Annotated in this window: 21 protein-coding genes; 15 read left to right on the top strand and 6 right to left on the bottom strand. The window is 72.7% G+C overall.

What is annotated here, in order from left to right:
* Window positions 1-21 precede the first annotated feature (21 nt).
* Window positions 22-888, top strand: a complete 867-nt coding sequence (locus tag ACFWNV_RS07975) for a DMT family transporter (RefSeq protein WP_383942207.1) — start codon at window positions 22-24, stop codon at window positions 886-888.
* A 34-nt stretch (window positions 889-922) separates the two neighbouring features.
* Here ACFWNV_RS07975 and ACFWNV_RS07970 read toward each other — a convergent pair whose 3' ends face one another.
* Both ACFWNV_RS07970 and ACFWNV_RS07965 read right to left on the bottom strand, forming a co-directional pair.
* On the bottom strand, window positions 923-1582 hold the full coding sequence (locus ACFWNV_RS07970; protein WP_383942204.1) for a hypothetical protein: 660 nt from the start codon (window positions 1580-1582) through the stop codon (window positions 923-925).
* Window positions 1579-2010 carry a GNAT family N-acetyltransferase gene (locus ACFWNV_RS07965; RefSeq protein WP_383942201.1) on the bottom strand — a complete coding sequence of 144 codons (432 nt, stop codon included), beginning with the start codon at window positions 2008-2010 and terminating at the stop codon, window positions 1579-1581. The genes ACFWNV_RS07970 and ACFWNV_RS07965 overlap by 4 nt, the downstream gene beginning before the upstream one ends.
* A 368-nt stretch (window positions 2011-2378) precedes the next feature.
* On the opposite strand from ACFWNV_RS07965, the gene ACFWNV_RS07960 reads away from it, so the two are divergent.
* From ACFWNV_RS07960 to ACFWNV_RS07935, 6 genes are all read left to right on the top strand, one after another.
* A complete protein-coding gene (locus tag ACFWNV_RS07960) occupies window positions 2379-3719 on the top strand; it encodes a hemolysin family protein (RefSeq protein ID WP_383942198.1) in 1341 nt (446 codons plus the stop codon).
* Window positions 3716-4735 (top strand): hemolysin family protein, encoded by a 1020-nt coding sequence (locus tag ACFWNV_RS07955; RefSeq protein ID WP_383942195.1) that lies wholly within the window; start codon window positions 3716-3718, stop codon window positions 4733-4735. The genes ACFWNV_RS07960 and ACFWNV_RS07955 overlap by 4 nt, the downstream gene beginning before the upstream one ends.
* An 81-nt stretch (window positions 4736-4816) precedes the next feature.
* A complete protein-coding gene (locus ACFWNV_RS07950) occupies window positions 4817-5608 on the top strand; it encodes an SGNH/GDSL hydrolase family protein (protein ID WP_383942192.1) in 792 nt (263 codons plus the stop codon).
* A gap of 177 nt (window positions 5609-5785) precedes the next feature.
* Entirely contained in the window at window positions 5786-7219 is a 1434-nt protein-coding gene (purB, locus tag ACFWNV_RS07945) for an adenylosuccinate lyase (protein ID WP_383942189.1), read from the top strand.
* Window positions 7216-7776 carry a G/U mismatch-specific DNA glycosylase gene (gene mug / locus ACFWNV_RS07940; protein ID WP_383942286.1) on the top strand — a complete coding sequence of 187 codons (561 nt, stop codon included), beginning with the start codon at window positions 7216-7218 and terminating at the stop codon, window positions 7774-7776. The genes purB and mug overlap by 4 nt, the downstream gene beginning before the upstream one ends.
* Window positions 7777-7796: 20 nt before the next feature.
* Window positions 7797-8450 carry an HAD family hydrolase gene (locus ACFWNV_RS07935; RefSeq protein ID WP_383942186.1) on the top strand — a complete coding sequence of 218 codons (654 nt, stop codon included), beginning with the start codon at window positions 7797-7799 and terminating at the stop codon, window positions 8448-8450.
* Between the two features lie 137 nt (window positions 8451-8587).
* Here the strand turns inward: ACFWNV_RS07935 and ACFWNV_RS07930 are convergent, their stop codons facing one another.
* On the bottom strand, window positions 8588-9337 hold the full coding sequence (locus tag ACFWNV_RS07930; protein ID WP_383942184.1) for an ABC transporter permease: 750 nt from the start codon (window positions 9335-9337) through the stop codon (window positions 8588-8590).
* A 26-nt stretch (window positions 9338-9363) separates the two neighbouring features.
* Entirely contained in the window at window positions 9364-10275 is a 912-nt protein-coding gene (locus tag ACFWNV_RS07925) for an ABC transporter ATP-binding protein (protein ID WP_383942181.1), read from the bottom strand.
* Window positions 10276-10383: 108 nt separating this feature from the next.
* Here ACFWNV_RS07925 and ACFWNV_RS07920 point away from each other — a divergent pair, with 108 nt between their 5' ends.
* The 3 genes from ACFWNV_RS07920 (at window position 10384) to ACFWNV_RS07910 (ending at window position 13502) form a co-directional block, all read left to right on the top strand.
* Complete coding sequence (locus ACFWNV_RS07920) at window positions 10384-11577, top strand: sensor histidine kinase (RefSeq protein ID WP_383942178.1); 1194 nt, start codon at window positions 10384-10386, stop codon at window positions 11575-11577.
* A gap of 4 nt (window positions 11578-11581) precedes the next feature.
* A complete protein-coding gene (locus ACFWNV_RS07915) occupies window positions 11582-12232 on the top strand; it encodes a response regulator (RefSeq protein ID WP_383942175.1) in 651 nt (216 codons plus the stop codon).
* Window positions 12233-12344: 112 nt separating this feature from the next.
* Window positions 12345-13502: an ROK family transcriptional regulator gene (locus ACFWNV_RS07910; RefSeq protein ID WP_383942172.1), complete on the top strand. Its 1158-nt coding sequence runs from the start codon at window positions 12345-12347 to the stop codon at window positions 13500-13502.
* 539 nt (window positions 13503-14041) lie between these two features.
* Here ACFWNV_RS07910 and ACFWNV_RS07905 read toward each other — a convergent pair.
* A complete protein-coding gene (locus ACFWNV_RS07905) occupies window positions 14042-14803 on the bottom strand; it encodes a GntR family transcriptional regulator (RefSeq protein WP_383942170.1) in 762 nt (253 codons plus the stop codon).
* A 397-nt stretch (window positions 14804-15200) separates the two neighbouring features.
* Here ACFWNV_RS07905 and ACFWNV_RS07900 point away from each other — a divergent pair, with 397 nt between their 5' ends.
* From ACFWNV_RS07900 to ACFWNV_RS07890, 3 genes are all read left to right on the top strand, one after another.
* Complete coding sequence (locus ACFWNV_RS07900; RefSeq protein WP_383942167.1) at window positions 15201-16136, top strand: alpha/beta fold hydrolase; 936 nt, start codon at window positions 15201-15203, stop codon at window positions 16134-16136.
* Between the two features lie 137 nt (window positions 16137-16273).
* Window positions 16274-17872 carry an alkaline phosphatase D family protein gene (locus ACFWNV_RS07895; protein ID WP_383942164.1) on the top strand — a complete coding sequence of 533 codons (1599 nt, stop codon included), beginning with the start codon at window positions 16274-16276 and terminating at the stop codon, window positions 17870-17872.
* 127 nt (window positions 17873-17999) lie between these two features.
* On the top strand, window positions 18000-19466 hold the full coding sequence (locus tag ACFWNV_RS07890) for a GNAT family N-acetyltransferase (protein ID WP_383942162.1): 1467 nt from the start codon (window positions 18000-18002) through the stop codon (window positions 19464-19466).
* 1 nt (window position 19467) lies between these two features.
* Here the strand turns inward: ACFWNV_RS07890 and ACFWNV_RS07885 are convergent, their stop codons facing one another.
* Complete coding sequence (locus ACFWNV_RS07885) at window positions 19468-20700, bottom strand: trans-sulfuration enzyme family protein (RefSeq protein ID WP_383942159.1); 1233 nt, start codon at window positions 20698-20700, stop codon at window positions 19468-19470.
* Between the two features lie 60 nt (window positions 20701-20760).
* On the opposite strand from ACFWNV_RS07885, the gene ACFWNV_RS07880 reads away from it, so the two are divergent.
* On the top strand, window positions 20761-21243 hold the full coding sequence (locus ACFWNV_RS07880; RefSeq protein ID WP_383942157.1) for an Lrp/AsnC family transcriptional regulator: 483 nt from the start codon (window positions 20761-20763) through the stop codon (window positions 21241-21243).
* A 94-nt stretch (window positions 21244-21337) separates the two neighbouring features.
* Window positions 21338-23047 carry a DUF885 domain-containing protein gene (locus ACFWNV_RS07875; RefSeq protein WP_383942154.1) on the top strand — a complete coding sequence of 570 codons (1710 nt, stop codon included), beginning with the start codon at window positions 21338-21340 and terminating at the stop codon, window positions 23045-23047.
* The last annotated feature ends 13 nt before the right edge of the window (window positions 23048-23060 follow it).

Raw genomic sequence — 23060 nt, 5'->3', positions numbered from 1 at the left:
GGGGCGGATGAGGATCGGGGCGTGGGCTTCCTCGTACCGGTCCTCTTCGCGCTCTTCGCGGCGCTCAGCAACGCCCTCGCGACCGTGCTCCAGCGGCGGGCGGCGCTCATCGTGCCGCAGAGCGACGGGTTCCGCTTCGGCCTGGTCCTCGACCTGCTGCGGCAGCCGCTCTGGATCGGCGGCATCCTGGCCGTGATCGCGGCCGGTGCCGGGCAGGCCGTGGCGCTGGCCACGGGCGCGCTGGCCCTCGTACAGCCGCTGTTCGTCCTGGAGCTGCCGCTCGCGCTCCTGATCGCCTCGCTCGTGACGCGGACCCGGATGCCGGGACCGCTGTGGCTCGCCGTGGGAGGGGTGGTGGCCGGGCTCGGGATCGTCCTGGTGGCCGCCTCACCGGCGGGCAACCGTACGGACGTTCCCGCCGACCGGTGGGTACTGGCCCTGGCGGCCTGCGCGGTGGCGGTGGCAGTGCTGTCCGTGACCGGCCTGCGGCGGCCGCCCGGCCGGATGCGGGCCGGCTGCCTCGGCGCGGCCACCGCCGTCTGCTACGCCCTGACCGCCGCACTGATGAAGTCGGCCATGCACGTGCTCGACGAGGACGGCATCGGCGCCTTCCTGCGCACCTGGGAGACCTACGCCTTCGGCGCGACCGGCATCTGCGCCCTTCTGCTCCTCGAACACGCCATGCAGGGCGGCCCGCTGGTCGCCTCTCAGCCCGCGCTGACGCTCGGGGACGCGGGCGTCAGCGTGGCGCTGGGCGTACTGCTGTACGAGGAACACCTCCGGACCCACTGGTGGCTGCTTCCGCAGCTGCTGGGCCTGTCCCTGATCTGCGCCGGGGTGCTCGCCCTGGCCAGGGACGGCTCGGGGGCCGATGCCCACGCGACGTGAGCCGAGCCCTCCGGCCCCCGGGACCCCGCCCGCGTCAGTGGCCGCCGCGGGGCTCCAGGCAGCCGCCCTCGACGTACACCCCGTGCGCCTCCACGGTCAGCGGCGGGCCCGGCCGGCCCGTCACGCACGGGCCGCTCTCGGGGACCGACAGGACGAAGGAGACGTTCACCGCCCCGGATCCGTACACGCCCCCGGCGTCGAACCCGTACCCCAGCCCGGTCAGGAGCGCGCGGACCTCGTCCACCGTGTGCGGCGCGCCCTTCCCCCCGGAGCCGCCGGCCATCGCCGCCCTGATCCGTGCGGCGTGCGCGTCGCCCCGGCAGCGGGCCTCGGGGGTGAGCCGGGCCTGCTGCTTGTAGGCGTGGTTCTCCGCGTACTTGCCCGCCTCGGGATCCGCGGGCAGCCCTCCCGCCGTGGCCCCCGGGCTCGCCGCGGCCGTGGCGCCCGTGGCGGCGTCCTTGCACCGCGCCGCGATCGCGGGGAACAGCGCGTCGTGGCGCGCGACCGCCTCCGCCGCCCGGGCCGCGTAGTCCACGGAGGGGCTGACGGATGAGGTCACGGACGGCGCCGGGGGCTCCGCCGCGTCCCCGGCCCCCGCGGTCCGCGTGCCGCAGCCGGCCAGCGCGATCGCTCCGGCGGCGAGGAACAGGGCGCCGACCCGGGTGCGGGTGCGATTGTGCCCGTCAGGGGTCACACCGTCTCCACCAGCGGCTTGACCCAGCGCCGCCAGTGATCCTCACGGTGGTACCCGGCCGCGGCCCAGGCCCGCTGCGCGCTCTCGTTCGCTTCGAGGACCATCGCGTCACCGCGGCGGCCCCCGACGGCGACGAAGCGCCGTTCGGCCGCGTCCAGGAGCGCCGTGGCGATCCCCTGGCGCCGCCGGGACGGCAGTACGGCCAGCCGGTACAGCGAGGCCCGCCAGCCGTCCCAGCCGGCGATCACGGACCCGACGAGGACCCCGTCGCTTTCCGCGAGGATCAGCGCGTCCGGATCACGGGTGACGAGCCGGATCACACCGTCCGCGTCGTCCGTGATCGACGTGCCCTCCGCCGCTTCCTTCCAGAAGGCGAGCACGGTCCCGGCGTCGGCCGGCAGGGCGGCCCGTATCTGTAGATCGGTCATGTCCCGGAGCCAAGCACGGCCGATCGGTGGCCCGCCACCGACTTCCGCCTGCCGAGACGTACCGTGGACGCGCCCGCGCCCATGCGCCGGACGCCGACGCGGGTGGGATGCGAAGATCGTTCACATCCGACCCCATCGGGGCACCACCCCCGGGGCCGGCCGGACGGATCCGCCGAAGGAATGATCCGCCCACTTTGCTCTTCCTTTACCCTGTAGGCAGCTGTTCCTCTTATCCCCCGCATTCTCCCCCCGAACGAAAGGTGTGAGCGTCCGTCCATGGGCGAGCCTCCCAGTCCCCTCCCTTCCCGTCCGCGACAGCGCGCGACACCCCTCCTCCTGGCTGATCATGGGACGGAGGTGAAGGACCGATGATTGAAGTGCTCCTGCTCGTCGTGGCGCTGCTGCTCTGCCTTGCCTGCGGAGTCTTCGTCGCGGCCGAGTTCTCGCTGACCACCATCGAGCGCAGCGAACTGGAGCGGGCCGTCGAGCGCGGCGAGCGCGGCGCCGACAGCGCCCTGGCCGCGGTCCGCAGCCTGACGTTCCAGCTCTCCGGCGCCCAGCTCGGCATCACCGTGACCGGCCTGGTCATCGGCATGCTCTCCAAGCCCTCGATCGCCGCCCTCCTCAAGGGCCCCTTCGAGGCCATGGGACTGTCCGCCGGCGCCGCGTCCTCCACCGCCCTGATCCTCGGCACCGTGCTGTCGACCGTCGTCCTGATGGTCGTGGGCGAGCTCGTCCCCAAGAACTGGGCGATCTCCTCCCCGCTGGCCGTCGCCAAGCGGGTGGCCACCTTCCAGCGGGTCTTCAGCCGCGCCTTCAGGCCCCTGATCAGCCATCTGAACACCACGGCGAACCACATGGTCCGCCGGTTCGGCATGGAGCCCGCCGAGGAACTCGCCTCGGCGCGCACCCCGCAGGAGCTGGCGGCACTGGCCCGGCACTCCGCGAGGGCCGGCGCCCTGGAGAAGGACACCGCCGAACTGTTCATGCGGACCTTGAACCTCGCCGACCTGACCGCGGAGAACGTCATGACCCCGCGGGTCCAGGTCACCGCCCTCGACCTGCAGACCACCGCCGAGGACGTGGCGAACGCCACGCTCGCCACCGGACTCTCCCGGTTCCCCGTCTACCGGGGCAACCTCGACAGCGTCGTCGGCACCGTCCACATCAAGGACGTGCTGGCCCTGCCGGCGGAGGACCGGCACCGCACCCCGGTGTCGCAGCTGCTGCGCGAACCCCTCCTCGTACCGGAGTCCCTGACCGTGGACCGGCTGCTGGACCGGCTGTCCGGGAAGCAGACGATGGCCGTGGTCATCGACGAGTACGGCGGCACGGCCGGTGTGGCCACGCTGGAGGACATCGTCGAGGAGGTAGTCGGCGAGGTGCGCGACGAGCACGATCCGCACGAGACCCCCGATCTGGCCCCGGCCGGGGAGGACGGCTCCGGGCGCTCCCTGTTCGAGGCGGACGGCTCCGCGCGGACCGACCAGCTCCAGCGGATCGGACTGCGCGTGCCTGACGGCCCGTACGAGACCCTGGCCGGTCTGATAGCGACCGAACTGGGGCGGATCCCGCTGGTCGGCGACAGCTTCGAGCTGGCCGGCTGGCGTCTGGACGTGGTGGACGCGAGCGGGCGGCGGGCCGCGCGGGTGCTGTTGCACGCGCCGGTCGAACCGACCCCCGGTGATGGTGTGGAGGAGGCCCGATGACCGCCGTCCAGTTGCTGATCGGCCTGGCGACCCTGGTCGTCAACGCCTTCTTCGTCGGCGCGGAATTCGCCATGATCTCCGTGCGCCGCAGCCAGATCGAACCGTACGCCGAGCAGGGCGACCGCAGGGCGCGCGCCGTGCTGTGGGGCCTGGAGCACGTGTCGGCGCTCATGGCGGCGGCCCAGCTGGGCATCACCCTGTGCACCCTGGTGCTGGGCGTGGTGGCCGAGCCGGCCATCGCCCACCTGCTGACCCCGGCGTTCGACTTCTTCGGGGTGCCGTCCGGGCTGACCCACGCGATCTCCTTCGTGGTGGCACTGGCCCTGGCCACGTACCTGCACATGCTCTTCGGCGAGATGCTGCCGAAGAACGTCGCGCTGGCCGAGCCGGTGCGCACAGCCCTGCTGCTGGGTCCGCCGCTGGTGGCCCTCACCCGGGGGCTGAAGCCGGTGATCTTCGCGATCAACGCCTTCGCCAACGCCCTGCTGCGCCTGCTGCGGGTGGACGTCAAGGACGAGGTCGCGGCGACCTTCTCGGACGACGAGCTGGCCCGGATCGTGAAGGACTCCAGCGACGCGGGACTCATCGACGACCGCGCGAGCGAGCGGCTGCACGATGCCCTGGAACTGGGGCGGCGGCCGGTGACCGATGTGGTGCTGCCGGCGGACCGGGTGGTTCCGGCCCGCGAGGGCATCACGCCGGCCGGCCTGGAGCGTTTGTCGGCCGAGTCGGGGTACTCCCGGTTCCCGATGATCGACGCCCAGGGCCGGATCCTGGGATACCTGCACGTCAAGGACGCGCTCGACGCGACCGAGCGGGACGAGCCCTTCCCGGTCACCGCGCTGCGGCCGATCGCGCAGGTCCGGGCGGAGACCCCGCTGGACGACGTGCTGACCGCAATGCGGCGCAGCCGTACGCACCTGGCGGCGGTGCTCGCGCCGGACGGGGTCATGACGGGCCTGGTCACGATGGAGGACGTGCTGCGGGAGCTGTTCGGCCGGCCGGCCGCGACGTAGCTTCCGGAGCACGTCGTGCGCGCGCGGTACCCCGGCCCCGCCTGCGGGGTGGGGGTACCGCGCGGTAGCATCGCTCCCGCCATGGAGATGAATGTGCGGTACACCAGTTTCGTCGCGGTCGGCGACTCCTTCACCGAGGGCATGTCGGACCTGCTCCCCGACGGCTCCTACCGGGGCTGGGCCGATCTGCTCGCCGACCGCCTCGCGGCCCGCGAGCCGGGCTTCCGCTACGCGAACCTCGCGGTCCGTGGCAAGCTGATCGGGCAGATCGCCGGGGAGCAGGCGCCCGTGGCCGCCGAGATGGGCGCCGACCTGGTGACCCTGGTCGGCGGACTGAACGACACCCTGCGCCCCAAGGTGGACATGGGCCGGGTGCGCGGGCACCTGGAGGAGGCCGTCGGCCTGCTGGCGCCCTCCTGCGGGACGCTGGTCCTGATGCGCTCACCGGGCCGCAACGGCCCCGTGATGGAACGTTTCCGCCCGCGCATGGAGGAGCTCTTCGTCATCATCGAGGAGCTCGCCGCGCGGCACGGCGCCCTCGTGGTCGACCTGTACGGGTCCTCCGCGCTCGGGGATCCGCGGATGTGGGACGTGGACCGGCTGCACCTGACGGCCGAAGGCCACCGCAGGGTCGCGGAGGCGGTCTGGCAGACCCTGGGCCTGCCTCCCGAGGCGGACTGGAGCGCCGGACTGCCGCCCGCCGTCCCCCCGGGCTGGACCGCGCGCCGCTCCCAGGACCTCAGCTTCGCCCGGCAGCACCTGCTCCCCTGGGTCGGCCGCCGTCTGACGGGCCGCTCCAGCGGGGACGGCCGGCCCGCCAAGCGCCCGGAACTGCTGGCCTACGAGGCTCCGGCGGGCGACCGGCTCGTATAACCCGCGGCCGGCCCGCCGCCGTCCCGCCGCCAGGGCCGTGGCGGCACGCGGGGGCCCCACGGCGCCACCCCGGTCCGCTCCCGCCCGCCCTCGCCCGCTCTCGTAGCAAGGCACAATCCCGACCGGGTCCCCTACCTGCGTAAACGCACAGCCGAGGCCCAAGTAGAATCCATCCACGTGACTGCCAAGCCCCGCATCCCCAATGTCCTGGCCGGCCGCTACGCCTCCGCGGAGCTCGCCGTCCTGTGGTCCCCCGAGTACAAGGTGACGCTGGAGCGGCGGCTGTGGCTCGCCGTGCTCCGCGCCCAGAAGGATCTCGGCATCGAGGTCCCCGACGAGGCCCTCGCCGACTACGAGCGCGTCCTGGAGACCGTCGACCTCGCCTCCATCGCCGAGCGCGAGAAGGTCACCCGGCACGACGTGAAGGCCCGCATCGAGGAGTTCAACGCCCTCGCCGGCCACGAGCACGTCCACAAGGGCATGACCTCCCGCGACCTCACCGAGAACGTCGAGCAGCTCCAGATCCGGCTCTCGCTGGAACTGGTCCGGGACCGCACGGTCGCCGTCCTCGCCCGCCTCGGCAAGCTGGCCGGCGAGCACGCCGAGCTGGTCATGGCCGGCCGCTCCCACAACGTCGCCGCCCAGGCGACCACCCTGGGCAAGCGCTTCGCCACCGCGGCCGACGAGCTGCTGGTCGCGTACGGCCGCCTGGACGACCTGCTGACCCGCTACCCGCTGCGCGGCATCAAGGGTCCCGTCGGCACCTCGCAGGACATGCTCGACCTGCTGGGCGGCGACGCCGCGAAGCTGGCCGACCTGGAGCAGCGGATCGCGTCCCACCTCGGCTTCGGCCAGGCCTTCACCTCGGTCGGCCAGGTCTACCCGCGCTCGCTCGACTACGACGTGGTCACCGCCCTGGTGCAGCTGGCCGCCGCTCCCTCCTCCATCGCCAAGACGATCCGCCTGATGGCCGGCCACGAGCTGGTGACCGAGGGCTTCAAGCCCGGCCAGGTCGGCTCCTCGGCGATGCCGCACAAGATGAACACCCGCTCCTGCGAGCGCGTGAACGGCCTGATGGTCATCCTGCGCGGCTACGCGTCGATGACCGGCGAGCTGGCCGGTGACCAGTGGAACGAGGGCGACGTCTCCTGCTCCGTGGTCCGCCGGGTCGCGCTGCCCGACGCGTTCTTCGCTCTCGACGGCCTGATGGAGACCTTCCTGACGGTCCTCGACGAGTTCGGCGCCTTCCCCGCCGTCGTGGCCCGCGAACTGGACCGCTACCTCCCCTTCCTCGCCACCACCAAGGTCCTGATGGGCGCCGTGCGGGCCGGGGTGGGCCGCGAGACCGCCCACGAGGTCATCAAGGAGCACGCGGTGGCCTCCGCTCTCGCCATGCGCGAGCAGGGTGCCGAGCGCAACGAGCTGCTGGACAAGCTGGCCGCCGACGAGCGCATGCCGCTGGACCGCGCCCAGCTGGACGCCCTGATGGCCGACAAGCTCTCCTTCACCGGCGCGGCCGGCGACCAGGTCGCCGCGGTGGTCTCGCACATCGAGGAGATCACCAAGGAGCACCCCGAGGCCGCGGGCTACACCCCCGGGTCGATCCTCTGACCCCCGAAGAGCTGAACGCCGCCCGCGACCGCGTCCTCCCGGACGTGGTCGCGGGCGGTCTTCGTGTCCTCTTCTGCGGCATCAACCCGGGCCTCCTCTCCGCCGCGACGGGCCACCACTTCGCCCGCCCCGGCAACCGCTTCTGGCCGGTCCTCCATCGGTCGGGCTTCACCCCGCGCCTCCTCTCCCCCGCGGAGCAGGAGGAGTTGCTGACCTACCGCCTCGGCATCACGAACGTCGTGGCCCGCGCCACGGCCCGCGCCGACGAGCTGAGCGCCGAGGAGTTCCGCGAGGGAGGCCGCATCCTGACGGCCAAGGTGGAACTCCTGCGCCCCCAATGGCTGGCCGTGGTCGGAGTCACCGCCTACCGCACCGCCTTCGGCGACCGGAAGGCCCGGATCGGCCCTCAGGACCGGACCATCGGCGCCACCCGCATCTGGGCCCTGCCCAACCCCAGCGGCCTCAACGCCGGCTGGACCGCCGCCGCCATGTCCGAGGAGTACGCCCGCCTCCGCGCGACCACCGAACACCCCGGGCCGGCCGACACCGAGCCCTAGGGGTTGTCTATCCTCCGGGGATGATCATCAGGCCGATAGAGCTCGTGATATTCGACTGCGACGGGGTTCTCGTCGACAGCGAACGGATAGCCGCCCGTGTACAGGTCTCCCTCGGAGCGGAGCTCGGCTGGCCCCTGACCGAGACCGAGGTCGTCGAGCGGTTCATCGGGCGCTCCTCCGCCTCCATCCGCGAACAGGTCACCGAACGGCTCGGTCCGCAGACGGCCGACCTCTGGTGGGGCCTGTTCGAGGAACGTCACCGGGAGGCGGTGGACCTCGGCCTCTCCCCCGTCGAGGGACTGCCCGAGGCACTCGACGCGATCACCCTGCCGACCTGTGTCGCCTCCAGCGGCTCGCACGAGAAGATGCGGCACACCCTCGGCCACACCGGTCTCTACGAACGGTTCGAAGGCCGCATCCACAGCGCCACCGAGGTCTCCCGCGGCAAACCCGCCCCTGACCTGTTCCTGTACGCCGCACGCCGGATGGGTGTGGATCCCGCCGCCTGTGCGGTCGTCGAGGACAGCAGGCCCGGCGTCCAGGCGGCCCGCGCCGCCGGGATGCGGGCCTTCGGCTACGCCGGCGGGCTGACCCCCGCCGAGCAGCTCGAAGGCCCCGGAACCGTCGTCTTCGACGACATGCGCCAACTCCCCGCCCTCCTCGCCGCCCACTGACCCCGCCGCCCGGCGGCGCAGCCTCCGCGACTGCCCGGACGAACCGGCCCGGCGGGGAACTCGTCCCGCCGCAGCCGGCCGGTCAAGCATGCGGGTCAAGCGGGCGGGTCGAGCCGGCCGGTCCCTCCGGTCCGGTGTCAGGCGTCCCGGCGCCGCACCGCCAGCCAGCCGCCGCCCACCGCGACCAGGGCCCACAGGACCATGACCCCGAGCCCGGCCCAGGGGGCGAGGCCCACCGAGGTGTCCAGCCGCATCATCATCTGGCCCGCACGGTCCGGAAGGTACTGGGCGATGCCCCCGGCCTGCGCCGCGAGGACGAACGAGACGATCAGCGTGAAGGGTATGAGGAGGCTCAGGACGGCCGAGGCACTGCGCAGCACCGCCGTCAGGCCGGCCGACAGCAGGGCCATCAGCGCGAGGTACGCACCGCAGCCGAAGATGGCACGGTAGGTGCCCGCACTGCCCAGTTCCAGGGTGTAGGGCCCCATGAACGACTGTCCGCCGAGGAAGGTGGCCAGGGCGGTGACCTGCCCCACCACGAAGGCGACCCCGCCCACCATGGCCATCTTCGAGAAGTAGAGCCGCGCCCGGTTCGGTACCGCCGCAAGTGACGTGCGCAGGGCTCCGTTGTGGAACTCGGAGGACAGCGCGGTCGCACCGAAGGCGAAGGCGGCGACCTGGCCGAAGTTGAGGCTGTAGAAGGCGGCGAGGAGCGGGTCGTCCCCCATGCTGCCGGCCTCCGCGTCACCTATGAGGTAGGCCGTCAGTACCTGGATGCCCACCGTGGCGCCGAAGACGGCTATCAGCGCTCCGAAGGTGCCGCGCAGGGACCGTATCTTGATCCATTCCGAGTGCAGGACGGGGACGGTGGGCAGAGCGGTGCTCATGGGGAGGCCTCCTTGTAAGGGATGGGTCAGCGGGTGGCGGCGAACTGGGCGCTGTCCGCGGTGAGATCGAGGTAGGCCTGCTCCAGGGAGGCCCGCTCGTCGATCAGTTCCAGCATCGGGATGCCTTCGCGGGCGGCGATGACACCGAGCTGCTCGGCCCGTATGCCGTCCACGGTCCAGCGCCCGCCCTCGGCGGTGACCAGCTCGAAGTCGTCCCGGGCCAAGGTGGCCCGGAGCCGGACGGGGTCCGTGGTGCGCAGCCGCACCCTCGGGGTGCTGCGGGAGTCGATGAACTCCTCGATGGAGGTGTCGGCCAGCAGCCTGCCCTGCCCGAGCACGATCAGGTGGTCGGCGAGGGCCGCGGTCTCGGTCATGAGGTGGCTGGAGACGAGGACCGTGCGCCCCTCGGCCGCCAGACCGCGCATGAGCTCGCGGATCCAGATGATGCCCTCGGGGTCGAGGCCGTTGGTGGGCTCGTCCAGGAGCAGCACTTCCGGGTCTCCGAGCAATGCGGCCGCTATGCCGAGGCGCTGACGCATGCCCAGAGAGAAGGTCTTGATCCTTCGCTTGGCCGCCGAGGCGATCCCGGACTGCTCGAGAACAGCCTCCACCCGGCTCATCGGGATGCGGTTGGAAGCAGCGAGGAAGCGGAGGTGGTCCCGGGCCGTTCGGCCGCCGTGCGCCGACTGCGCGTCCAGCAGGGCTCCCACCTGGTGGAGGGGATCGGGGATCTCGGTGAACCGCCGGCCGCCGATGGTGGCCGTCCCGGAGGTGATCCGGTCCAGGCCCAGCAGCAGCCTCATCGTGGTGGACTTCCCGGCCCCGTTGGGTCCGAGGAAGCCGGTGACACGGCCGGGCATGACATCGAAGGTGAGGTGGTCGACGGCCCGGGTCCGGCCGAATTCCTTGGTCAGTTCTCGGATCTCGATGCTGTTCATGTCTCAAGGTTCGCCGTCGGCCCCACCCCTCTTCCTCCCCCAAGCGAGGGTTCCTCCTCCCCCACGTGGGGGAGGAGTCGCACCGCTGCGAACTGCGACGATGAGGGGATGCACCGACTGTTCCGCGCCGCGCTGCGCCCCGTGACCTACTCGCGCTGGGTGCATCTGTGCGTGCCCATCCTGATGTTGGCCGTCTGGATGTTCATAGAGCCCGCGGCTCCGTGGGTACCGCTCGTCCTCGTCATACCGCTGGGCCTGCTGCCCTGGATGCGGGTGGCCGAGGGACTCCAGGCTCAGTTCCTCCTCACTCCGGCCGAGCGCCACGCCCGGGGAGCGGGCGAGGCCGGGGAGAACAGCTTCAGCGCCGTCGGGTCCCAGACGTGGAGCGATCGCTGGCGGACCTTGCTGTGGCTGGAGATACGGCTCGTCGTCTCCTTCTTCACCATGATGGCCACGGTGTGGCTGCCGATGCTGACGGTCCAACTGGTCACGACCGGCCTCGGCAGCAAGGTCACCGTCGACAATCTGATCCCCGCCGGATTCCCGGTCTGGGCGGTGTGGGCGCTGGCTCCGCTGCCCCCGGTCCTGCTGATCGTCCTCGTGATCCTGCTCGGCGACATGATCACGGCCATCGCCCGCCGCCTGCTGGGGCCTTCGGCCGCGGAGCGGCTCACCGCCCTGGAGGTGCGCACCGAGCAGCTGCTGGAGCGCACCCGCATCGCGCGGGAGCTGCACGACTCCATCGGTCACGCGCTGACCGTGGCCGTCGTCCAGGCGGGGGCCGCCCGGGCGGCGGGTGATCCGGAGTTCACGGACCGCGCGCTGAGCGCGATCGAGGAGACGGGCCGGGCCGCGCTGGAGGACCTGGACCGGGTGCTGCGCGTGCTGCGCGAGTCCGGTCAGCGGCCTTCGCAGCGGCCGACCCTGGTGGAGGCCGACCGGCTCTTCGAGTCGGCGCGCGCTTCCGGAGCCACCGTCGACGCACAACTGATAGGCCCGCTCGACACGTTGCCCGATCCCGTGAGCCAGGAGGGGTACCGGATCTTGCAGGAGGCGCTGACCAACGTGCTGCGGCACTGCGGTCCCGTGCCGGTACGGGTGCGGATCGGCATGGTCGCCGACCGCCTCGACCTGGAGGTGACCAATCCGCTGCCGGACCGGCCCTCCGTCATCACCGGCGGCGGCACCGGACTGCGCGGGATGCGCGAGCGGGCCGCGCTGCTCGGCGGGAGCGCCGAGACCGGTCCGTACAAGGGGGGTTGGAGGGTGCGCACGCGGCTGCCGCTGGAGCGAATACGCTGACCGGATGCCGGTTACCGTACTGCTCGTCGACGACGAACCCCTGGTGCGCGCGGGTCTGCGCGCCGTCCTGGACTCCCAGCCCGACATCGAGGTGATCGGCGAGGCCGCCGACGGGGCCGCGGTGGTCCCGCTGGTGCGGCAACTGCGCCCCGATGTCGTGGCGATGGACGTGCGGATGCCGCTGCTCGACGGGATCGAGGCGACCCGCGCGGTCCTGCGGAGCGTGGACTCGCCGCCGAAGATCCTCGTCGTCACCACCTTCGAGAACGACGAGTACGTCTACCAGGCGCTGCGGGCCGGCGCGGACGGGTTCCTGCTGAAGCGGGCCCGCCCGTCGGAGATCGTGCACGCCGTCCGGCTGGTGGCGGAGGGCGAGACGCTGCTCTTCCCCGCGGCGGTCCGCTCCCTGGCCGCCGAGTACGGGAACCGGCAGGCGCGGACCGTACTGAAGCGGGCGTCGCTGACCGAGCGCGAGGAGGCCGTGCTCCGGCTGATGGCGAAGGGGCTGACCAACATCGAGATCGCCCGCGAGCTGATCGTGGGCACGGAGACGGTGAAGTCCCACGTCAGCGCGATCCTGGGGAAGCTGGGCGCGCGGGACCGCACCCAGGCCGTGATCACCGCGTACGAGTCCGGATTCGTCGCTCCCGCATGACCGGCCCACGAGGGGAAGGCCGGATTCCGGCTGTTGGGGGGCCGCTTCTCGCCGCCGCGCCCCGTGCGCAGTACGATCCGGCTGACAAGCTCGCTAGCTGGGAGGACACACGTTGGGGCAGCTGACCGGCGGGGACCCCTCTCTGCTGCGGCGGATCAACTCCGCCGTGGTGCTGCGGGCCCTGCGTGCGGCCGAATCGCCGACGCTCACTGACCTCACCCGGGTCACCGGGCTCTCGCGTCCCACCGTCGAGGGGGTCGTCGAAGGGCTCATCGGGACGGGCCTGGTCGTCGAGGCGGGCGCGGAGGAGGGTGCGCGGCGCCAGGGACGCCCGGCCCGGCGGTTCCGTTTCCGCGCGGAGGCGGGGCACCTGCTCGGCGTGGAGATCGGGGCGCACCGGATCGCGGTGCTGCTGTCCGGGCTGGACGGCCGGGTGATCGGCGCCGGCACCAAGGAGGTCGCCGAGACGGCCTCCGCCGACGAGCGGCTCGAACGGGTCCGCGGTGCGGTGGCCGATCTGCTGCGCCGCGCCGGTGTACCCCGGGACTCCCTGCGGGCGGTCGGCGTCGGCAGCCCCGGCATCGTGGAGGCCGACGGCACCGTCCGGCTCGGCACGGCCCTGCCCGGCTGGACCGGGCTGCCGCTCGGGGAACGGCTCCGGCGCTCGTTCCGCTGCCCGGTGCAGGTGGAGAACGACGCCAACGCCGCTGCGGTCGCCGAGCACTGGAAGGGCGCCGCGACCGACACCGACGACATGGTCTTCGTGATGGCCGGGCTCAGCCCCGGAGCGGGCTCCCTGATCGGGGGCCGGCTGCACCGCGGCTTCGGCGGGGCGGCCGGCGAGATCGGTGCGCTGCACCTGCTGGGACGTGAGGTCACGCCCGAGAAGCTGCTGTCGACGACCGGCGAACCGCTGCACCCGCTGGACGAGCGGGCGGTGGCGGAGGTCTTCGCGATGGCCAAGCGCGGGGACGTGGGGTCGGTGGCCGCGGTCGAGCGGTTCATCCAGCGGCTGGTCCACGACGTGGCCGCGCTGGTCCTGGCCATGGATCCGGAGCTGGTCGTGGTCGGCGGCTGGGCGGCCGGGCTGGACGGGGTACTGGATCCCCTCCGCCGGGAACTGGAGCGCTACTGTCTGCGCCCGCCGCGCGTGGCGCTGTCCCTGCTGGGTGAGGCGGCGGTGGCCACGGGAGCGTTGAGGCTGGCGCTGGACCATGTGGAGGAAGAGCTCTTCGCGGTGGAGAAGACGGTCACGGCCCGGCGCCGCTGATCCTCTCGGGGCGGCGGGTGAGTGCGGTGCCCGGCGCCGCTGATCCCCTGCGGGTGCGGTGCGCGCCGCCGGTGCTGTGCGGGGCTGCGGATCGATGTGCGCGCCGCCGCTCAGGGCCCGGCGCCGGTCGGTCCTGCGGTTCGGTGTCGGCGCGTCCCTGCGGGGCGGAGTCCCCTACCCGCCCTTCGCCCGTTCCCCGGGCTCTGCCCGGACCCGGTCCTCAAACGCCGGACGGCTGAAAAGACCCTGGGCCCCGCCCGGACCCCGGCCCTGGGCTCCACCGCCGGACCCCGGTCCTCAAGCGCCGGACGGCTGGAAAGGTCTTGGGCTCCGCCCAGAGCCCGGTCGTCGAACGCCCGACGGGCGGGAAAGACCCTGGGTTCCGCCCGGACCCCGGGCGTCAAAACGCCCGAGGGACTGGAAGGCCCCTCGGGCTCCGGCCCAGAGCCCGGGCCTCGGACGCCGGACGGGCTGAGGATGGGGCGGGTGAGCGGGGCCGCCGCTGTGTTGCGGCCCCGGTCAGGAGGTGTAGCGGGCTGTCAGGAGGCGACTCGCGTGTCGTGGGTGATCTGTACGTCGCCCGAGTCGCCGAAGGTCAGGCGGCAGGTGTCCGCCCGGTAGGTGGCCACCGAGACGGCCGCCGTGCCCGCCGCCGTGAAGTAGCGGGTGGTGACCAGCAGGACCGGGGCGCCGGGCAGCCGGTCCAGTTCCTTCGCGTCCTCGGCGCGGGCGGAGCCGAGCTCCACCGAGCGGTCCTGTCCGTCGAGGACCAGCTTCTGCAGCTCGCGCATGACGGCGCGGGCGCGTGCCGGACCGGCCGGGGCGTCGATCGCGGAGAGGCCCGGCACCGAGGAGGCCGGTACGTACAGCAGCTCGGCGGCGAGGACCTGGCCCTGCTCGACGCGGCTCCGGCGCACCGCGAGCACCATGTCGCCGGCGGCGGTCCCGAGGAGCTTCAGGAGGGCGGGGGGCAGCACGGCCTCCTCCGCCGCGTCCACGGGCTCCCACCCGTCGACGCTCTCGCCGGGCCAGCTGTGCTGCGCACCGCCGACGTCGACGCCCACGCGCGGCGGGGCGACGGTGGTGCCGACGCCGCGGCGGCGCTGGAGGCGGCCTTCGAGCTCGAGCTGCTCCAGGGCCTGGCGCAGGGTGGCCCGGGCGACGCCGAAGCGGGCGGCGAGCTCGCGCTCGTTCGGCAGGATCTCGCCCACGGCGAAGTCCTGGTCGAGCGCCTCACTGAGGACGGTCTTGAGGTGCAAGTACTTCGGCTCCGGCACCGATTCGAGCTGCATGGTCCCCACCCTGACTCCTCCTGCAATCGCCGCACTCGCCGTGTTCCAGCGTGAGTTCCGCGCCTTTGTTTATTAAAGGTTCCTGCACTATGCCTGCGACGATAGGACGGCGCACCCCCTTGGTCAAGACCAATGCTCGGCTCTTTACCGGGCAGATCGGGCATATGCATCAAGCTGTTCACGGGATGTTCGCGAGCACCGCGCGTCGCGGGCGGAAGACGTCACGGAAGTCACCCCGAAACGCCGCCGAAGAGCCACCGAAGAGCTGCGGAGGGCCGCGCGAAAAAACACCGCGCCCGCCGATCTCCCGCCCCCAGGGGCTACCGGGCAGTAACCGGCCGCGAGACACTACTGACAAGCCGTCTCACACGGCCGCCGAAGCCGCCCGACCCCGACGAGGAGCAGCATGACCGCCACGGTCTCCTTCACGATCGATTCGCCGCTGGGCCCCCGCACCACCACCGCCGCCTACGAGCGCAAGGGCGCGGGCGAGCCGCTCCTGCTGCTCCACGGCATCGGCCACCACTTCCAGGCCTGGCGCCCCGTGACCGACGTCCTCGCCGCCGAGTACGACGTGATCGCCGTCGACCTGCCCGGCTTCGGCGTCTCGGAGCCGCTGCCGCACGGGGTTCCGTACGACCTGGGCACCATCGCCCCGGCGCTGGGCGCGCTCTGCGCGGCGCTCGGGGTGGAGCGGCCGCACGTGGCGGGCAACTCCCTCGGCGGGCTGCTCGCCCTGGAGATGGGGCGCGTCGGCCTGGCGCGCTCGGTCACCGCCCTCTCCCCCGCCGGTTTCTGGTCCGAGGCGGAACGCCGCTACGCCTTCACCGCACTGCGCGCGATGCGCGCCGGCGCCCGCGCCCTGCCCCACTCCGCCGTGGAACGGCTCTCCCGCAGCGCCACCGGACGCGCCGCGCTCACCGGCAGCATCTACGCGCGGCCGGGACGGCGTTCGCCCGGCTCCGTGGTCGCGGAGACCGTCGCCCTGCGCGAGGCCACCGGTTTCGAGCCGACCCTGGCCGCGGGCGGCGCCGTGCGGTTCACCGCGGACGTGCCCGGCCTGCCCGTCACCATCGCCTGGGGCAGCCGCGACCGGCTGCTCCTGCGCCGCCAGGGCGTCCGCGCCAAGCACACCATCCCCGGCGCACGCCTCGTCAGGCTTCCCGGCGCCGGGCACGTCCCCATGAACGACGACCCGGCCCTGGTCGCCCGCGTCATCCTGGACACGGCCGCTCTCGCCATCCCGGACCCGGCCGCTCTCACCACGCCGAACGCGGTCACGCTCACCACGCCCGACACCGGAAAGCGCGCCAACCGGAAGACAACCAAGCTCTCCCAATGAGGTGTTGACGGGGCGTCAGGCACGCGCACCACTGTTCACCCATGGTTCGCGTGCACGACGTGGGCGGTCCGGTGCGCCGCCGGTGTACGGCGGCACACTGGTCCGGCCCGTCCCCGCCGGCCTCTGGAGACGCACCGATGGCACCTCTGCCGCACACCCGACGCTCCCTGCTCGGCGGTTCCCTCGCCGTTCCGGTGGGGCTCGCCCTGTCCAGCGCCCTCACGGGCGCCCTGACCACTCCCGCCCACGCGGCGGCTCCCGCCTTCGTCCGCTCGGGCCGCCCGAACGCCTTCTGGGGGGTCCAGTCCGGCGAGATCACCGCCCACTCGGCCACCGTCTGGACGCGTTCGGACCGTACCGCGCGGATGTACGTCGAGACCTCCCCGAGCGAGTCCTTCCGCTACGCCGTCCGCCGCCACCGCGGCCCGCTGCTCGGCCCGGACACCGACTTCACCGGTACCACCACCCTGCGCGAGCTCCCGCCCGGACAGCAGATCCACTACCGGGTGATCCTCGGCGACCCCGAGGATCCGCGCCGCACCGGCGAGCCGGTCCACGGCACCTTCCGGACCACCCCCGTCTCCCGCCGCCGCGATGTGCGCTTCCTGTGGTCCGGGGACCTCGCCGGCCAGGGCTGGGGCATCAACCCGGAGCTCGGCGGCTACCGCGTCTTCGACGAGATGCGGCTGCGGGACCCCGACTTCTTCCTCTTCAGCGGGGACACCATCTACGCCGACGGGCCGATCCAGGCCTCCGTACCCCTGCGCGACGGAACCCTGTGGCACAACGTGACCACCGAGGAGAAGGCCAAGGTCGCCGAGACCCTCGCCGAGTACCGGGGCAACTTCCGCTACAACCTGCTCGACCGCAACCTGCGCGATTTCAACGCCCAGGTGCCGGTCCTCGCCCAGTGGGACGACCACGAGGTGCGCAACAACTGGTACCCCGGCCAGATCCTCGACGATCCCCGCTACACCGTGAAGGACGTCGACACCCTCGCCGGCCGGGCCCGCCGGGCCTTCGGCGAGTACTTCCCGGTCACCGACCTGCGCGGCGGCCGCGCCGAGGGGCGGATGTACCGGGTGATGCGCTACGGGCCGCTGCTCGACGTGTTCGTCCTCGACATGCGCACCTACCGCGACCCGAACTCCCCCGGCCGCCAGACCGACGACCCCATCGGCATCCTCGGCCCCGAGCAGCTGGCATGGATCAAGCGCGAGCTGTCGCGCTCCCGCGCCACCTGGAAGGTGATCGCCGCCGACATGCCGCTGGGCATCGTGGTGGCCGACGGGGCCGCGAACTTCGAGGCCGTCGCCCAGGGCGACCCCGGCGCGCCGCTCGGGCGCGAACTGCAGATCGCCGAGCTGCTGCGCCACATCAAGCACCAGCGCATCACCGGCACCCTCTGGCTCACCGCCGACGTCCACTACACGGCCGCGAACCACTACGCGCCCGAGCGGGCCGCCTTCACCGATTTCGCACCCTTCTGGGAGTTCGTCTCGGGGCCCATCGGCGCGGGCGGGTTCCCCGCCGGGCGGCTGGACGCCACCTTCGGCCCGGAGACGGCGTACGTCCAGTCCGCCCCCTTCGCCAACATGTCCCCGTCCGAGAACCCCCCGTACTACGGGGAGGTCGAGATCGACGGGGAGGGCGGCGAGCTCACCGTCCGGCTGCGCCGCCAGGGCGGCGGCGTACTGTTCACGCGGACACTGCGGCCCGGAAGGGTGGGGCAGTAGGGGCCCCCATCCACGCTGACATCTGAAATCGGCCGGAAAACAGGGCGAAATCGGCCAGATGGATCCTTAACCAGTCGGTCACAGATCGTTCGTGATCACGCAACACCCCTGCGTCACAGTGGTCTGCATGACTGAGCGTATTCCTGCCCCTTCCCAGCTTCCTCAGCGTCCCCACCGCCACCACTGGCGCCGTGACGTCGTCGAACTCGCCGCCCTCTTCTGCGCCGTCGCGGTCGCCGACGGCATCGCCAATCTCGTCGTGCACGGCCCGCGCGGCCCCGTGCTGCTCGTCGCCTCGGCGGTCGCGCTCCTGGTCACGGCGGCGTTCCACACCTGGTGGGCACGCCGCCACAGCCATGCGCCGCCTCCCACGGACACCGCGCTCCGGGACCCGGCAACGGGGACCGGGGCGCTCCCGGTCGCGGAGTCGGCGCCCACAGCGCCCAAGGCCGGTACGGACACCTCCCTGACCTCCGCCCTGTGGCGGATGCGGACGACCGTGCGCGACGAGCCCGGCAGCCTCGCCGCGCTCTGCACCGCCCTCGCCCGCAGCGGGGTCGACATCCTGACCCTGCAGACGCACCCCCTCCCCGAGGGCGGCACGGTGGACGAGTTCCTGCTGCGCGCCCCGCAGCAGCTCCCCTCCGCCGACCTCACCCGGGCCATCGCCGGCGCCGGCGGCCACAGCACGTGGATCGAGCGCGCCGACGCCCACGACCTGGTCGACACCCCGACCCGGGTCCTGGGGCTGGCCACCCGCACCGCGCTGGACGCCGCCGAGCTGCCGCTCGCCCTGCGCCAGCTGCTCGGCCGCTGCACCATCCACTCGATCCCGGCGACCACCCTCTCCGGGCGCCCCAACGCCGGCGCCGACGCGCCCGTCGAAGGCGTCCTGGAGTCCACGGTCATGAAGCTGCGCGACCCGTCCGGAGGGGCCATCACCATCGAGCGCCCCTACCTGCCCTTCACCCCGACCGAGTTCGCCCGCGCCCGCGCGCTCGTCGAGTTGGACGCCCGGCTCGGGCCGCGGGTCCCGCGCAGCCTCGACGTACTGACCCTCCCCGAGGGCAACGAGATCACCGTGCGCCGCGCCGACGGCTCCGACCTGCCCGCGGCCCGCGCCATGCACGACCGCTGCTCCGAGCGCACCCTCGGCCTGCGCTACCACGGCCCCGTCGCCGACGCCGACCGCTACCTCGGACACCTGCTGAGCCCGCGCTTCGGCCGCACCCTCGCCGCGACCACCGCCTCCGGCAAGCTCGTGGCCCTCGGCCACCTGCTCTGGGACGGCGACGAGACCGAGGTGGCGCTGCTCATCGAGGACGACTGGCAGCGCCGCGGCATCGGCTCGGAGCTGCTGGGCCGGCTGATCGGGATGGCCGTCGAGGCCGGGTGCGACAGCGTGTACGCCGTCACCCAGGCCTCGAACACCGGCATGGTCGCCGCCATGCGCGGGCTCGGCCTCCCCCTCGACTACCAGATCGAGGAGGGCACCCTGGTGATCACGGCCCGGCTGGACGCGACCCCGGTCAGCTCCCGGCTGCCGTACGAGCTCCCGGGCGAATCCCGCGGCCTGCCCCGCGGCCACCAGTGAGCTAGACCCCGGCCCCGATGACGGCCCCCTCCGGAGCCAGCGCCGCCTCCGGAGCCGTGCCCAGACCCGTCCCCTGGTCCGTGCCCCGGTCCGTCGCCCGGTCGAGCGCCTGGTCCAGATCGGCCCACAGGTCGTCCACGTCCTCCAGCCCGACCGACATGCGCAGCAGCCGGTCGCTCACGCCCGAGGCGTGCCTGTCCCCCTCGGCCACGATGCGGTGGCTGATCGAGGCCGGGTGCTGGATCAGCGTGTCGACACTGCCCAGGCTGACCGCCGGGGTGATCAGCCGTACGGAGGCGATCACCTCGTGGGGGTCGCCGGCCGTCTCGAAGGCCACCATGGCTCCGCCGATCGCCGGGTAGTGCACGCGCAGCACCCGCGGGTCGGCCGCGAGCCGCCCGGCGAGCTCCGCGGCGCTCGCGGAGGCCGCCCGGACCCGTACGGGGAGCGTCGAGAGCCCTCGTAGCAGCAGGTAGGCGGCCAGCGGGTGGAGCACCCCGCCGGTGGCGAACCGGACCTGGCGGAGCTGCCGGGCGAACTCCTCGTCGCAGGCGACGACCCCGCCGAGCACGTCCCCGTGGCCGCCGAGGTACTTGGTGGCGCTGTGCAGCACCAGCCGGGCCCCGCTCTCGGCCGGCCGCTGCAGGACGGGCGTCGCGAAGGTGTTGTCGACCAGCAGCGGAACCTCCCCGCAGGCCTCGGCGGCGGCGCGCAGGTCGATCTCCGCCAGCGTCGGATTGGCGGGCGACTCGATCATGACGAGACCGGTGTCCGGCTCGATGGCGTCCGCGATGCCCGAGGGGTCCACCCAGGTCACCCGGGTCCCCAGCAGGCCGCTGGTCAGCAGGTGGTCGCTGCACCCGTACAACGGCCGTACGGCGACCACGTGACGCAGCTCCTTCATCCCCCGCACCAGCAGGCACGCCGACAACGCGGCCATCCCGCTCGCGAAGGCGACGGCGCTCTCGGTGCCTTCGAGCCGGGCCAGGGCCGTCTCGAACCGGGCGGTGGTGGGATTGTCCAGCCGGGCGTAGACCGGCGGGCCCTCGGGCCGGGCTCCCGTCGTCGCGAACGCGTCGATGCGGGCGGCCTCCGCCCGGCTGTCGTACGACGGGTAGGTCGTCGACAGATCGAGCGGAGGCGCGTGCAGTCCGAGCCCGGCGAGGTCCTCGCGTCCGGCATGAACCGCTTCTGTGGCCAGTGACCGTCGTGCGGTCGGGGCGTTCGTCTCCATGGGCCGTACTGTGCAGAGCGCGACGGCTCCGGGGGGAAATCTCCGTGCTACGTTCGGCCAATGTCCGAATCCGTCGCTCTGGACCCGGTCGATCTGCAGATTCTGCGCCTCTTGCAGAACGACGCCCGGACCACGTACCGCGATCTCGCCGCCGAGATCGGCATCGCCGCGTCGACCTGTCTGGACCGGGTCGCCAGGATGCGCCGCTCCGGAATCATCCTCGGGAACCGGCTCCGCCTGGATCCGGCCAAGCTCGGCCGCGGGCTGGAGGCGCTGCTCCTCGTCCAGGTGCGCCCGCACCGCCGCGAGCTGATCGGCCCCTTCGTCGAGCGCGTGCGCTCGCTGCCGGCCTCACGGGCCGTCTTCCATCTGACGGGCCCGGACGACTACCTCGTCCACGTGGCCGTTTCCGATCCCGGCGAGCTCCAGCGGCTGGTCCTAGACGAGTTCACCTCGCGCCGCGAAGTGGCCCGGGTGGAGACCAGGCTGATCTTCCAGGAGTGGGACTGCGGGCCGCTGCTGCCCCCTACGGCCGCGGGCTGACGGTCTTCGCGTCAGCGCGCCGAGCGTCTTTGCGTCAGCAGGCTGACGATCTTTGGTGATGACGCGGACCCGTCCCGCATACGAAGATGTCCACATGTCAGACACCATCACCAGTGACAGCTCCGCACTGCTGCCCCGACAGGTCGCCGATGCCTACGTCGACGACCTCATCGCCATCGACCCGATCACGGGCACCTATCTCGGTGTCGCCGCGAGCTCCGGCAAGCTCCCGGACCTCTCCCCCGCGGGCCGCGCGGCCGCCGCCGATCTCCTCCGCGCCACGCTCGCCCGGCTCGACGCCGCCGAGCAGCTGCCGGGCGCCGACAGCGACGCCGAGCGCCGCTGCGGCCGCCTCCTGCGCGAGCGGCTCACCGCCGAACTCGCCGTCCACGAGGCCGACGAGGACCTGCGCGCGGTCAGCAACATCCACTCCCCCGCGCACTCGGTCCGCGAGATCTTCTCCCTGACCCCGGCCGACACCGACGAGGACTGGGCCGCGATCGCCGAGCGGCTGCGCGCCGTACCGGCCGCCTACGCGGGCTACCGCGAGTGCCTCGCGCTCGGCCTGGAGCGCGGCCTGTTCGGGAGCCCGCGCCCCACCGCCACCTTCATCGAGCAGCTCACCTCCTGGGCCGGCGAGGACGAGAGCGCGGGCAAGGGCGGCTACTTCGCCGAGTTCGCCGCCACCGGCCCCCAGGCCCTGCGCGCCGAACTCGACGGGGCCGCCGCCTCCGCCACCGCCGCCGTCGTGGAACTGCGCGACTGGATGCGGGACGTGTACGCCCCCGCGGTCGAGGGCAAGCCCGACCCGGTGGGCCGCGAGCGCTACGCCCGCTGGTCGCGCTACTTCAACGGCACCGACCTGGACCTGGACGAGGCGTACGCCTACGGCTGGTCGGAGTACCACCGGCTGCTGGCCGAGATGAAGACGGAAGCCGCCAAGATCCTGCCGGACGCGGGTCCGTGGGAGGTGCTCAAGCACCTGGACGAGCACGGCACGCGCATCGAGGGCGTCGACGAGGTCCAGGCCTGGCTGCAGGGCCTGATGGACGAGGCCATCGAGAACCTCGACGGCACCCACTTCGAACTCGCCGAGCGGGTCAAGCGGGTGGAGTCGCGGATCGCGCCTCCGGGCGGCGCCGCGGCCCCGTACTACACGAGCCCGTCGGAGGACTTCTCCCGTCCGGGCCGCACCTGGCTGCCGACGATGGGCCAGACCAGCTTCCCCGTGTACGACCTGGTCTCCACCTGGTACCACGAGGGCGTTCCGGGCCACCACCTCCAGCTGGCGCAGTGGACGCACGTCGCCGACCAGCTCTCCCGGTACCAGGCCACCGTCGGCGGGGTCAGCGCCAACTGCGAGGGCTGGGCGCTGTACGCGGAGCGGCTCATGGACGAGCTGGGCTACCTCAAGGACGCCGAGCAGCGACTCGGTTACCTGGACTGCCAGATGATGCGGGCCGCGCGGGTCATCGTGGACATCGGCATGCACCTGGGCCTGGAGATCCCGGCGGATTCCCCGTTCCACCCGGGCGAGCGCTGGACGGTGGACCTGGCGCAGGAGTTCTTCGGCCTGCACAGCGGCCGGCCGGGCGACTTCGTCGAGAGCGAGCTGACCCGCTACCTGTCGATGCCGGGCCAGGCGATCGGCTACAAGCTGGGCGAGCGCGCCTGGCTGCTGGGCCGTGACAACGCGCGTGCCGCGCACGGCGATTCCTTCGACCTGAAGGCCTGGCACATGGCGGCCCTGTCCCAGGGTTCGCTGGGCCTGGACGACCTGGTGGACGAGCTGTCGAAGCTCTGACCGCCGGGACCCG

This window comes from Streptomyces sp. NPDC058401 (genome assembly GCF_042722885.1).
Taxonomy (GTDB): domain Bacteria; phylum Actinomycetota; class Actinomycetes; order Streptomycetales; family Streptomycetaceae; genus Streptomyces.
Note: the sequence above shows the minus strand (reverse complement) of the source record. Positions and strands in the feature narration are given on the sequence as shown.